The sequence below is a fragment of the Lentibacillus amyloliquefaciens genome, assembly GCF_001307805.1.
GTDB lineage: Bacteria > Bacillota > Bacilli > Bacillales > Amphibacillaceae > Lentibacillus > Lentibacillus amyloliquefaciens.
Genome location: NZ_CP013862.1, coordinates 980,035 through 992,632, shown reverse-complemented (window position 1 = coordinate 992,632; position 12,598 = coordinate 980,035). Strand labels below are relative to the sequence as shown.

Annotated in this window: 12 protein-coding genes and 2 pseudogenes; all 14 read left to right on the top strand. The window is 41.1% G+C overall.

Features of this window, described 5'->3' with window-relative positions:
• Positions 1-111: 111 nt before the first annotated feature.
• Positions 112-1,293 (top strand): phosphopentomutase, encoded by a 1,182-nt coding sequence (deoB, locus tag AOX59_RS04945; RefSeq protein WP_068442688.1) that lies wholly within the window; start codon positions 112-114, stop codon positions 1,291-1,293.
• A gap of 31 nt (positions 1,294-1,324) precedes the next feature.
• Positions 1,325-2,146: a purine-nucleoside phosphorylase gene (locus tag AOX59_RS04940; protein ID WP_068442686.1), complete on the top strand. Its 822-nt coding sequence runs from the start codon at positions 1,325-1,327 to the stop codon at positions 2,144-2,146.
• A 17-nt stretch (positions 2,147-2,163) separates the two neighbouring features.
• On the top strand, positions 2,164-3,468 hold the full coding sequence (locus AOX59_RS04935; protein WP_068442681.1) for a pyrimidine-nucleoside phosphorylase: 1,305 nt from the start codon (positions 2,164-2,166) through the stop codon (positions 3,466-3,468).
• A 109-nt stretch (positions 3,469-3,577) separates the two neighbouring features.
• A pseudogene (locus AOX59_RS04930) lies at positions 3,578-4,755 on the top strand (D-alanyl-D-alanine carboxypeptidase family protein).
• Positions 4,756-5,090: 335 nt separating this feature from the next.
• Positions 5,091-5,444: an anti-sigma F factor antagonist gene (spoIIAA, locus tag AOX59_RS04925; protein WP_068442678.1), complete on the top strand. Its 354-nt coding sequence runs from the start codon at positions 5,091-5,093 to the stop codon at positions 5,442-5,444.
• Positions 5,441-5,877 (top strand): annotated as a pseudogene (spoIIAB, locus tag AOX59_RS04920) (anti-sigma F factor). Before spoIIAA ends, spoIIAB begins: the two are co-directional and overlap by 4 nt.
• A gap of 8 nt (positions 5,878-5,885) precedes the next feature.
• Positions 5,886-6,641, top strand: a complete 756-nt coding sequence (sigF, locus tag AOX59_RS04915; RefSeq protein WP_068442673.1) for an RNA polymerase sporulation sigma factor SigF — start codon at positions 5,886-5,888, stop codon at positions 6,639-6,641.
• 104 nt (positions 6,642-6,745) lie between these two features.
• Positions 6,746-7,345, top strand: coding sequence for a stage V sporulation protein AA (locus tag AOX59_RS04910; RefSeq protein ID WP_068442670.1), 600 nt, complete (start codon positions 6,746-6,748; stop codon positions 7,343-7,345).
• A complete protein-coding gene (locus AOX59_RS04905) occupies positions 7,342-7,770 on the top strand; it encodes a stage V sporulation protein AB (RefSeq protein ID WP_068442667.1) in 429 nt (142 codons plus the stop codon). Before AOX59_RS04910 ends, AOX59_RS04905 begins: the two co-directional genes overlap by 4 nt.
• 93 nt (positions 7,771-7,863) lie before the next feature.
• Complete coding sequence (locus AOX59_RS04900; protein ID WP_068442664.1) at positions 7,864-9,336, top strand: spore germination protein; 1,473 nt, start codon at positions 7,864-7,866, stop codon at positions 9,334-9,336.
• A gap of 199 nt (positions 9,337-9,535) precedes the next feature.
• The gene (gene lysA / locus AOX59_RS04895) at positions 9,536-10,843 is read left to right on the top strand and encodes a diaminopimelate decarboxylase (protein WP_068442661.1); all 1,308 of its coding nucleotides are present in this window, start codon (positions 9,536-9,538) and stop codon (positions 10,841-10,843) included.
• A 103-nt stretch (positions 10,844-10,946) separates the two neighbouring features.
• Positions 10,947-11,360: a peptidylprolyl isomerase gene (locus tag AOX59_RS04890; protein WP_082684289.1), complete on the top strand. Its 414-nt coding sequence runs from the start codon at positions 10,947-10,949 to the stop codon at positions 11,358-11,360.
• A gap of 9 nt (positions 11,361-11,369) precedes the next feature.
• Positions 11,370-11,819: a site-2 protease family protein gene (locus tag AOX59_RS04885; protein WP_068442653.1), complete on the top strand. Its 450-nt coding sequence runs from the start codon at positions 11,370-11,372 to the stop codon at positions 11,817-11,819.
• Between the two features lie 376 nt (positions 11,820-12,195).
• Positions 12,196-12,561 (top strand): GNAT family N-acetyltransferase, encoded by a 366-nt coding sequence (locus AOX59_RS04880; protein WP_068442650.1) that lies wholly within the window; start codon positions 12,196-12,198, stop codon positions 12,559-12,561.
• Positions 12,562-12,598 lie beyond the last annotated feature (37 nt).

Below are 12,598 nucleotides of genomic sequence, written 5' to 3'. Positions count from 1 at the left end.
GGGTAAGTGATTAAGGATTTTTTCGGGACACATGTCAGACATCTTACAACAGTAGTGAGGTGACATAATATTGAATCATAAAGGGAAAATGATTATTGGGAGGTATTCAATATGCAAAATTTCAAGCGTGTATTTCTGATTGTTATGGATTCGGTCGGAATTGGTGAGGCACCTGATGCTAAAGCGTTTAATGATGAAGGCGCAGACACATTAGGTCATATAGCCGAGCGGATGGACGGGCTTCATATGCCGAACATGGCAAAGCTGGGATTAAGTAATATCAGAGAAATAAAAGGCATTGAAAAAGCTGATGCACCGATGGCATATTACACTAAAATGCAAGAAGCTTCCAATGGCAAAGACACAATGACAGGTCACTGGGAGATTATGGGCTTGAATATCCAGCAGCCGTTCCGTACATTTCCGGACGGTTTTCCCAATGAATTGATTAAAGCGCTGGAAGAGAAAACCGGACGAAAAGTCATCGGCAATAAACCTGCCTCGGGCACTGCAATCATTGAGGAATTGGGCAAGAAGCATATGGATACCGGTGCGTTAATTGTTTATACGTCCGCCGATTCTGTATTGCAGATAGCAGCCCATGAAGAGATTGTCCCATTGGATGAAATGTATAAAATATGTGAAATTGCCCGTGAATTAACGTTGGATGAGAAATATATGGTTGGCCGTGTCATTGCCCGTCCATTCGTTGGCGAGCCCGGTGCATTTCAGCGTACAGCTAACCGTCATGACTATGCACTTAAGCCATTTGGTCATACAGTGATGAATGAATTGGAAGATAGCGGTTGCGACGTGATTGCCCTCGGTAAAATCTCGGATATTTATGATAATGAGGGTGTTACAGAAGCTATCCGCACCACAGATAACGAAGATGGGATGACGAAATTAATTGATTCGATGGCTAAAGACTTTAAAGGGTTAAACTTCCTGAATCTTGTTGATTTTGATGCTAAATATGGCCACAGACGGGATCCTGAAGGGTATGGCAAAGCCCTTGAAGCATTTGATGCACGTTTGCCGGAAGTCTTAAATCGGCTGAACGCGGATGACTTATTGATTATTACTGCTGATCACGGCAATGATCCAGTCCATCATGGAACTGATCATACAAGGGAATACGTGCCGCTTTTGGTCTATCACACAAACATGAATGGCGGAAACGAATTGCCGTTAAGAGAAACATTTGCTGATATTGGTGCTACTGTTGCTGACAACTTCAATATCCAAATGCCTGAACATGGAAATAGTTTTTTGAATGATATTGACCAATAACAGTATATTCATAATAGAGAGGGGTTAACTCATGCATCACACAATGATAAAAGATGCCACTGCATATATTCATGACAAACTGACAACCAGTCCTGAAATTGGTCTTATTTTAGGATCCGGTCTCGGTGTTCTGGCAGAAGAAATAGAAAACCCGGTGACAATTTCTTATAAAGATGTCCCGCACTTTCCGGAGTCAACCGTCTCCGGTCATAAAGGGCAGCTTGTCATAGGGGATCTGGAGGGAAAGCAAGTCATTGCCATGCAGGGACGCTTTCATTATTATGAAGGCTATTCGATGCAGCAAGTCACATTTCCCGTTCGTGTTATGAAAGAATTGGGAATCGATTCGATTATGATTACAAATGCAGCCGGCGGGATTAATAAGCAATATAACCCAGGTGATCTAATGCTGATCACAGACCATATTAATAATATGGGAGATAACCCGCTGCTCGGACCAAATGATGATACGCTTGGGGAACGGTTCCCGGATATGTCCCAAGTGTATAATGCAGACTATTTGGCTCATGCAAAGGATAGTGCAGTGAAATTAGAATTGGATGTTCAGGAAGGTGTCTATGTCGCTAATTCCGGTCCGGCATATGAAACACCGGCAGAGATTAATATGCTGCGCACGCTTGGCGGCGATGCTGTTGGTATGTCGACGGTTCCTGAAGCAATTGTTTCAGCCCATGCCGGACTGCGTGTATTAGGTATTTCCTGCATTTCAAATATGGCTGCCGGCATCCTTAATCAGCCGCTTACGCATGATGAAGTAATCCAGACAACGGCACGAGTACGTGAGGATTTTCTGCGATTTGTTAAAGAAATCATCCGTACACTGCCAAATTAATGAATAAAGGTGATTTTATGCGAATATATGACATTATTGAAAAAAAACGCGATGGTGAAAAGCTGACGCGTGAAGAAATCCGTTTTTTCATCAATGGCTATACCAATGGTGAAATCCCGGACTATCAAGCCAGTGCTTTTTTAATGGCTGTATTTTTTCAGGATATGACGGAAGAAGAACGTGCTGAATTAACTTCAACAATGGTGGAATCCGGTGACCAAATTGACCTCTCTGCTATATCCGGCATAAAAGTGGATAAGCATTCAACAGGCGGTGTGGGTGACACCACAACTTTGATTCTCGCTCCATTGGTCGCCTCACTTGGTGTGCCAGTGGCCAAAATGAGCGGACGGGGACTGGGACATACCGGCGGCACAATTGATAAGCTTGAATCAGTTCCGGGTTTCCATGTTGAAATCACCAGTGACGAATTTGTTGACCTTGTTAACCAAAATAAAGTGGCTGTCGTCGGTCAGACAGGTAATCTGGCACCGGCAGACAAAAAATTGTATAGTCTGCGTGATGTGACAGCAACAGTAAACTCAATTCCCTTGATAGCAAGTTCGATTATGAGTAAAAAAATTGCCTCCGGTGCTGATGCCATTGTGCTGGATGTTAAAACCGGTGCCGGAGCCTTCATGAAAGAGCTTGATGAGGCAAAAGAATTAGCCGGGGCAATGGTATCAATCGGAAATCGTGTTGGCCGCAATACAATGGCAGTCATTTCTGATATGAGCCAGCCGCTGGGAAATGCCATAGGAAACGCTTTGGAAGTTGAAGAAGCCATTGCCACATTGCGTGGCAATGGTCCTGAAGATCTGACAGAATTGTGTCTGGAACTCGGCAGCCAAATGGTTGTGTTGGCGAACAAAGCGGATACACTTGAGGAAGCAAGAGAACGTCTCAGTGAAAATCTGAATAACGGCAAGGCGTTGGAACAGTTCAAACAATTTCTGAAATCCCAAGGCGGCGATGCACGTGTTGTTGATAATACTGACTTATTGCCACAAGCTGTTCATACGTTTGATCTTCCTGCCAAGCAATCAGGCAGGATCTCAGAAATCATAGCCGATAATATTGGAACTGCTGCGATGATGCTTGGTGCTGGCAGGGCAACGAAAGACTCCGAGATTGATTTAGCTGTCGGCATAGTGCTCGACAAAAAAGTGGGAGATCACATCAGCAAAGGTGAATCATTACTGAAGATTCACGCAAGCACCGATGAAGTAGCGCATGTGAAAGAAAAATTATATGAAAGTATTATGATCACGAATGATCCCGTTGAAGCACCGCCATTAATTTATGACAATATAACAGAATAACCCCCCTGAATGATACAACGCATACTGATTTTAAGTATGCGTTTTTTAGTGTATAAGAGCAACTTCAAATGGCAACCCTAAAACTATATTTGATGTTGGAGGGTGGACAATGAAAAAGCATGTGATATTGACTAGCATCATCTTATTTGTAACGCTATTGTTGCCATTAACAGTATTCGGGGAGGAAGGCCCGGACAATGACCGAGAGCAGGAACTGAATTTGGCTCCCGATTCCAGGTCAGCTGTTCTAATCGAACGTGATACCGGGAAAATGCTGTTTGATAAAAACATGCACGAAAAACTGCCGCCTGCAAGTATGACCAAAGTTATGACTCTATTACTGATTATGGAAGCGCTTGATGAGGAGAAAATCACTAAAGACGAAATGATACGTGTCAGTGAACAGGCAGCATCAATGGGAGGATCACAGGTTTTCCTTGAGACAGGAGAAGAGATGAGCGTCAACGATTTGCTTAAAGCCGTAGCCGTTGCCTCAGCAAATGATGCAAGTGTCGCTTTAGCAGAACGTATTGCCGGCAGTGAAAAAGCGTTTGTCGAAGAAATGAATAATAAAGCAAAAGCACTCGGACTGGAAAATACCAACTTCCGGAATTCGACCGGACTTCCGGCGGACGATCATTACAGTACCGCCTATGATATGGCAATTATGGCCAAAGAATTATTAAAGTATGAATCCATAACAGATTATACATCCATATATGATGATTATTTGCGCGAGGGTGAAGAAGAAGAGTTCTGGCTGGTAAATACAAATAAACTGGTTAAATCGTATCCCGGGGCTGATGGTTTAAAAACGGGCTATACCAATGAAGCGAAATACTGTCTGACAGCTACCGGTGAAAAAGAAGGCATGCGTGTTATTGCAGTTGTAATGGGGCGGAAACGACAAAAGAACGCAACGCAAATATCACTAAAATGTTTGATTATGCTTTCAATCATTTTGAAACCAACAACTTATATGACAATGGAGAGACAATTGCTTCCCTGGAGTTCTTGAAAGCCGAAGAGGATTCCGTCAATGCTGTATCTTCAGAATCAATCAGTACCATTCATCGAAAAGGTGAACAGAACAACAATATCTCAACGTCAGTAAACCTGGAAGATAACGTGGAACTTCCGCTCAGTAAAGGGGATAAAATAGGTGAGTTGGTTGTGAAAAATAATGACCAATTGTTAACGAAAACACCGTTGGTTGCTGATCATGATGTGAAAAAAGCCACATATATAACGTTATTAAAACGAACCATGCAAAAAATGGTGAATTAAAAAGCATCTAAACGAATTTTTTCTTCTTTTGTCAAGAGGCAGGAATTGATAAGCACTGCGCCGAAGTAATCTTTGTAAGAGGCTGTTCAAAAAGTCCGGTAACAACGACACATCGATGTTTCTAGTTGGCTTGTTTCTCTGTTCCTTGGAAAAGAAAACCACTAAATGCTCGTGTGCGATGCGGATTCCGTGAAGCATTTCTTGTGCTCATGTATCTAAAGGTATACAGCATACAGTGCGCTCTACTAGAAACTGCGCCGCCTCGAAATTCTCGATACTTGTTATCCTCTTTTTGAACATGCACTTTTTGAACGAAAAAATGGGGAGGAAATAAGATGGGGTTGACTACTTCGTTTAACGTTAAACAGGATGTTCTGATTGTCAGAATGGTTGGCGAACTGGATCATCATGAAGCAGAAAGTTTAAGAAACGAATGGAAAGACATGATGTATACCAACACCATTAAACATATTGTCTTGAATCTTGAAGCTGTATCATTTATGGATAGTTCCGGTCTCGGAGTCGTTCTTGGAAGATATAAGGAGGTCCTGCAGCTGGGAGGGGAGATGGTCGTTTGTTCCATATCTCAACCTGTTCGTCGATTGTTTGATATGTCAGGGATATTTAAAATTGTAAGATTAGAGGAGAACGAAGAACACGCGTTATTTACGTTGGGGGTGGCTTCATGAAAAATGAAATGTTTGTTGAATTTGCCAGTGTAAGTGAAAATGAATCCTTTGCGAGGGTGACAGTTGCTTCATTTGTAGCACAGCTGGACCCGACAATGGACGAGTTGACCGAAATTAAAACCGTTGTTTCGGAGGCTGTAACGAACGCAATTATCCACGGCTATAACAATGAACCGGGTTATCATGTTTCCATTGCTTGCGTGCTTTATGATGGCGAAGTGGAATTGACCATTAAGGACAAGGGATCGGCATCGGTAATGTAGAGGAAGCAAGACAACCGCTCTATACGTCGAAACCCGAACTGGAAAGATCCGGTATGGGATTTACCATCATCGAGAATTTTATGGATGATCTGGATGTTATATCAACTCCCGAAAATGGTACAACCGTTCATATGACTAAACAACTATCAAAAAAAACGGTCTCTAAATAGGGATGCCTATGGATGTAAATGTTCAAAATGAAAATCGTCATGAATCATTAACCGACGAACAAGTGAAGACATATATCCAGAGAAGCCAGCAAGGTGACAAACAGGCGCGCGATTTGCTGGTCGAACATAATGTCAGGCTTGTTTGGTCAGTTGTCCAACGGTTTATCAATCGCGGGTATGATCCAGATGATTTATTTCAAATTGGGAGTATCGGTCTTATAAAAGGAATCGATAAATTTGATTTAACCTATGATGTTAAATTTTCCACCTATGCCGTGCCGATGATTATCGGTGAAATACAGCGGTTTATTCGAGATGATGGCAGTGTGAAAGTAAGCCGTTCTTTAAAAGAAACCGGGAATAAAATACGTAAAAAACGGGAGGAATTAACAAAAAAGATTGGACGGACGCCAACTGTAATGGAAATTGCTGAATCGCTTCATATAACATCGGAAGAAGTGGTCCATGCTGAAGAAGCTGCAAAGTCACCACATTCGATCCATGAAACAGTTTTCGAGAATGATGGAGACCCAATTACATTGCTGGATCAGATAGCCGATGATGACACGAAATGGTTTGATAAATTAACCCTGCAGGAAGCGATAAGGGGTCTGGAGGAACGAGAACGTCTTATTCTCTATTTGCGGTATTTTAAAGACCGGACGCAATCAGAAGTAGCTGACAGACTCGGTATATCGCAGGTACAGGTTTCAAGACTCGAAAAGAAGATATTAAACGATATAAAAATAAACATGAATCCATAATCAAGAGCTGTCCTGATGATTTAATCAGGATAGCTTTTTTGTGATAATTATGCAGTTCTTAGCTAATACTACCGATATAACATCTTACAAAGGATGAGGCCCGGATGTCAGATATCGTCTATTTGCGCATGAAGAAAAATATTGAAACATCTTATTTAAAAAAAGTGACGCTCGAGGATATCGCGTATATTTCCACTGTCTCACCATTAAAAAAAGATTTGGATAAAACGCCGATTTACCGTATTACCAATAAAGACCGGAATGTTGTCATTATCGACAGTTTTTTAGTTATCGATCACTTGAATGAAGCGTACAACAACCTTGAATTTCAGGTTATCGGCCCATCACATACTCTTATCAGAATACAAAAACATAAGAAATCGCCTAACCTGTTAATTGTCTCATTTGTCTGGTTGCTTCTTTTTATCGGGGCAGCGATGACGATCATGAATTTTCATTACGATGTCAGCATGCAGGAAGTGCAGCAAAAACTTCATTTTTTGCTGACAGGTGTTAGAAGCAAGTACCCTCTATGGATCCAAATTCCTTACTCGATTGGCCTTGGAGCAGGCATGCTGCTGTTTTTTAATCATTGGTTTAAGAAGCGTATTAATGAAGAACCCAGTCCGCTTGAAGTTGAAATCTTTAATTACCAGCAGAACATCGATCAATATCTCAGTCATTTCGAGAATAAGCTAAAATGATAGCTGATATTGTTATTAACTTGCTGGAAGTTCTTATCGGTTTTGCTGCTGGTATTGCTGTAGGAGGCGGTTTTGTTGCTTTTTTAACATTGTTGGGTGTTATTCCGCGGCTGATCCAGTTAAGCAAGACGGCTGAGCTCATACCGGCTTATATCGCAAGCATCATTCTTGGTTCATTACTTGGGACCTATTTTTCTTTTGCCGAGGTATCATTTAATCAGCCTATTATATTGCTCGTACTCTGGGGCGTATTTCACGGGATTTTCAATGGGATGCTAGCCGCCGCTTTAACAGAAGTGCTGAATGTATTTCCGATTATGTCAAAACGAATTCGGCTTGAAGAAAAACTGCTGTGGTTATTAATGGCCATTGTTTTTGGTAAAATTGCCGGATCTTTATTCCAATGGACCATTTTTGTAAAATAAACAAGCGGTTTTAGACCAATGTTTAAAAGTAGCCCCAAAGAGTTTAAAACTTTACAAGCCGGTCAAATACAACAACTGGAGAGTTGGATTTTCATGCGTTCAAATAAGAATGAAAGTCGTATATATGCAAAAATTGATAAAAATGAACAATATATGAAAGATTACGTTGGATTGGGAACATCATTCGATTTTGGTTTTCGGGAATTGGTAATATTAAAAACAAAAATTCAATTGTATTATGTCACCGGGCTTTGTGATGCTTCGGTTGTACAACAACTCATGCGGCAACTCGTTCAAATTAACGATTACGAATCAAATATGAAAAAAGTGCCGGAAATTATCGAAAATCGGATTATTTATCAGCAGGTTGAACGGACGGAATCACTTGATGAGGCAGTCGATCAAATGTTATCAGGATTGATTGTCATTTTCGTTGATGGCATACGTTATGCATTTATTGTCGATGTTCGGAATTACCCGGGGCGTACACCGCAGGAACCTGATACCGAACATGTTGTCAGGGGATCGCGCGACGGTTATACAGAAAACATTATTGAAAATACGGCCTTAACCAGAAGAAGAATCCGGGATGCAAGGCTTCGTCATGAAATGCTGAAAGTGGGAGAACGATCGAAGACAGATGTCACTTTATGTTATATTGAGGACATTACAAACAAAGATCTTATTGAAACAGTAAAAACCAAACTCAACCAGATTGAAATTGATGGCATCACAATGACTGATAAAACGCTGGAAGAATATATGAACGGTCCCAAATGGCGGCCGTATCCGCTGGTCCGCTATACAGAACGTCCTGACGTTGCTGCAACACATCTGATGGAAGGACATGTCGTACTGATTGTCGATACCTCCCCAAGTGTCATCATTCTGCCAACGACTTTTTTTCATCACGTTCAACACGCAGAGGAATATCGTCAAACACCATTAATAGGGACTTTAATGCGCTGGACAAGGTTTATAGGTATTATGATTTCCATTTTTCTTTTGCCATTATGGCTTCTATTCGCTCTGGAACCGAACCTTTTGCCCGGGGAACTTTCATTTATAGGTCCTAAGGAAGAAGGAACGATTCCCATTGCTGTTCAGATTATTTTGGCCGACTTGGGGATCGAATTTCTGCGGATGGCGGCTATCCACACTCCTACTCCGCTGGCCACATCAATGGGATTGATTGCAGCAGTGCTGATCGGACAGATCGCCATTGATGTTGGATTATTTGGTCCGGAGGCTATTTTATATGTAGCTGTGAGTGCCATCGGTGTATACGTCACACCGAGTTATGAATTGGGTGTCGCCAATAAAATTGCCAGGCTTATATTAATCCTTGCAACGGCATTTTTTGGTTTAACCGGCTTTTCTGTCAGCTTCACCCTTTATATTCTTTATCTGGCCAAGTTAAGATCGTTGCATACGCCATATATGTGGCCATTTATTCCTTTTGAGGCAAAAGGTATGACAGAGATTATTTTCCGTGTTCCGATACCGTATTCCAACCGACGTCCAAGTGTTGTGCGCCCCAAAAATGACTTCAGACAGCCGAAATAGCAGGAAAAAAGTGCAATCGGTCGAGTTAAGGGCCCGGGTGCTGACCGGGGTTCCCCGTGCCGATTTCACTTTTTTTTTTGGTTTTTATATGATAAAGTATTTTTACGCTTTAACAGGATAGAAGTGTTATCTGATTAAAACGGAATTTGTGATTATCAATTTGAAGCAATTGACTGTTATGGAACTGGAGGAATAGAATATGATATTGGACCATCATCCATATACAATAAATGAAGCAGGACATTTAGCAATCGGCGGGATGGATGCCGTGGAGCTTGCCAATAAGTATGGCACGCCATTATACGTTTTTGATGTTTCGTTAATACGGGAAAATTGCCGTGCGTTTGTCAATACTTTTCAGGAGCTGGGTGTACGCGCGCAGGTCGCATATGCGAGTAAAGCATTTTCTTCTGTTGCAATGCTTCAAGTTATCAGACAGGAGAACTTGAGTCTTGATGTTGTGTCACAGGGAGAATTGTACACAGCACTGTTGGCGGATTTTCCTGTTAAAAAAATTCATCTGCATGGCAACAATAAAAGCTATGAAGAACTTGAAATGGCCATAGATAATGACATTGGCTGTATTGTGGTCGATAATTTTCAAGAAATTGATCTAATCAGTCATATTCTTCAGGAAAAAGATAAAACCATAAGTGTCTTGATGCGTGTAACACCGGGAATTGAGCCTAATACTCATCAATATATTGTGACCGGAAATGAGGATTCCAAATTTGGATTCAGCTTAGAAAACGGGCAAGCTGATAAAGCATTTTTACAATTATACGAACACGAAAAAATTAATTTTAAAGGGCTGCACAATCATATCGGATCACAGATATTTGAAACAGAAGTATTCCAGCTTTCCGCTGATATACTGTTTCATAAATTAGCTGAATGGCATGCCGAATATAATTTTGTTCCGGAAGTTCTGAACCTTGGCGGCGGCTTTGGTATTCGTTATACAGAGGACGATCAGCCCCTGTCTTATGCTGAACATGTCAATAAAATCGTAACGGCAGTTCAGGATCAGTCTGAATCATTCAATCTTCCTATGCCTGAAATATGGATTGAACCAGGGCGTTCAATTGTCGGTAATGCAGGTATAACGCTGTATTCAGTGGGATCAATGAAAGAAATACCCGGCGTGCGAAAGTATATTTCAGTTGATGGCGGCATGACTGATAACATACGCCCGGCGTTGTATCAGGCTAAATATGAAGCCGTCCTGGCAAACAAAGCAGCTCTGCCGGCTTCCGAGTCCGTTTCTGTGGCCGGAAAATGCTGCGAATCCGGGGACATGCTAATATGGGATCTTTCAGTGCCGGAAATTGACAGTGATGATATTTTAGCTGTTTTTTCAACAGGTGCATATGGTTATTCAATGGCCAATCATTATAATCGCTTTGCTAAACCCGCTGCCGTCTTTGTGGAAGATGGGAATGATAAGCTCGTGGTTAAACGTGAAACTTATCACGATGTTGTAAAAAACGATATTTCATACGAGTGATGTTGTTGTTTTCTCCGGAGAGGTCAGCTAAAATAATATAGAGGTTATTCAAAAAAATTGATAAAAGGGGATGTGAACCTTGCAGAAGACAGGTTATATTATAATGGAAAATGGGAATAAAATTGAATTTGAACTTTATCCAAATGAAGCACCAAACACGGCTGCAAATTTTGAGAAACTTGCTAACAGTGATTTTTATGACAACTTGACATTTCACCGTGTGATCGATGGTTTTGTCAGTCAGGGAGGCTGTCCAAATGGAACCGGGACAGGAAATGCCGGCTACACAATCAAATGTGAAACAGAAGGCAACCCTCATAAACATGTGGAAGGATCGCTCTCAATGGCCCATGCCGGAAAAGATACCGGAAGCTGCCAATTTTTTATTGTACATGATTCACAGCCGCACCTGGATGGTGTCCATACTGTCTTTGGCCAGGTAACTTCCGGGGTTGAATTTGCAAAAGCAATGAAAAATGGCGATGTTATGAAAGAAGTAAGGGTCACCGCAGAATAACAAACTTATATGGATATATATTTATTCGTTTATCTTATTTTATTTGCTGCACCTGTTGGAACGGCGATGCATGAGATTGGCCATGTTCTCGGTGCAAAACGAGTACGCGCTGATAAAATCACACTTACAATCGGCACCGGCAGAATTATTACCCAAATGGTGTCAAACAAAACAGTATATACTATACGTTTGTTCTATTTTTTGGGCGGTGTGGCTTTCAGTCAGAGAAAAATTCCATATAAGCCGGTTGAGCAGATCAAAATAGCAGGATCTGGGCCATTGATGAGTTTAATAGCTGCAGGCTTATGTTATGGCTTTTATAACGTTCATCCAAGCAATTATGTACTGATACTGTTATTATTTAATTTGTGGGTAGCTGTTGTTAATATCATTCCGTTCCGTTTTAAAGGAAAAGAATCGGATGGGTATACGATTTACAAGGTTATCAGAAAAAAGTAACAAGGTATGTTTGCTTGAAATTATGGTCATGATGATAAAATATGAAAGTGAACCATCGTAATAAAAATTGCAGCTTCTTATTGAGGCTGTTCAAAAGTTCGGTAACAATGACGCATCGGTGTTGCTAGTTGGCTTGTTTCTCCGCTGTTCGAAACTGCGCCGACTCGAAATTCTCGGTCCTTGTTAACCTCCTTTTTGAACACGCACTTATAGACAATTTTTAAAACCATTTAGGAAAAGTTAACGGCAGAATGTTGACAAACAATATCTCATACGTCATAACTATATATACACAGTTAGTGTAACGTGTGTTGCCATTAAAATGAATGGTTCGCTCTTTTGTAATGGTAAGTTTTTATCATAATGAGGGATATGTATGTTTATACGGTATAAAAAGAATTATGAAAAGATAGCAATGGGTCTGCTTTCCTTTATGCCTGAGGGAAAGGATGTCAAAAAACTGCAGCAGACAATTAAAGAATATGAAACAAACCCGGACTGGAGTCTCTTCCTGTGGAAGGAAGAAGATGTTCTTGGGGCTATCGGTGTCCGTATCGAAAACAACATTAACGCAGTTGTTCAGCATATATCTGTTAACCCTTCGCACCGTAATTCGGGAATCGGCAAAAAGATGGTGGATGAAATACAGCGGATGTATGGTGAGAAATATGCAGTATGCGCCGATGATTCAACACAACACTTTTTAAATAAATGTACAGAAGAAAAACAGCAAAATGAGTAAAAATAAGAGCCATCTCTATTCAAGGGATGGCTCTTAT

Excerpts from the sequence above, each read along its gene's own strand:
- AOX59_RS04885 (WP_068442653.1), top strand. The coding sequence starts at position 11,370 with ATGGATATATATTTATTCGTTTATCTTATTTTATTTGCTGCACCTGTT.
- AOX59_RS04935 (WP_068442681.1), top strand. The coding sequence starts at position 2,164 with ATGCGAATATATGACATTATTGAAAAAAAACGCGATGGTGAAAAGCTG.
- spoIIAA (WP_068442678.1), top strand. The coding sequence starts at position 5,091 with ATGGGGTTGACTACTTCGTTTAACGTTAAACAGGATGTTCTGATTGTC.
- AOX59_RS04880 (WP_068442650.1), top strand. The coding sequence starts at position 12,196 with ATGTTTATACGGTATAAAAAGAATTATGAAAAGATAGCAATGGGTCTG.
- AOX59_RS04940 (WP_068442686.1), top strand. The coding sequence starts at position 1,325 with ATGCATCACACAATGATAAAAGATGCCACTGCATATATTCATGACAAA.
- AOX59_RS04905 (WP_068442667.1), top strand. The coding sequence starts at position 7,342 with ATGATAGCTGATATTGTTATTAACTTGCTGGAAGTTCTTATCGGTTTT.
- lysA (WP_068442661.1), top strand. The coding sequence starts at position 9,536 with ATGATATTGGACCATCATCCATATACAATAAATGAAGCAGGACATTTA.
- AOX59_RS04910 (WP_068442670.1), top strand. The coding sequence starts at position 6,746 with ATGTCAGATATCGTCTATTTGCGCATGAAGAAAAATATTGAAACATCT.
- AOX59_RS04890 (WP_082684289.1), top strand. The coding sequence starts at position 10,947 with ATGGAAAATGGGAATAAAATTGAATTTGAACTTTATCCAAATGAAGCA.
- deoB (WP_068442688.1), top strand. The coding sequence starts at position 112 with ATGCAAAATTTCAAGCGTGTATTTCTGATTGTTATGGATTCGGTCGGA.
- AOX59_RS04900 (WP_068442664.1), top strand. The coding sequence starts at position 7,864 with ATGCGTTCAAATAAGAATGAAAGTCGTATATATGCAAAAATTGATAAA.
- sigF (WP_068442673.1), top strand. The coding sequence starts at position 5,886 with ATGGATGTAAATGTTCAAAATGAAAATCGTCATGAATCATTAACCGAC.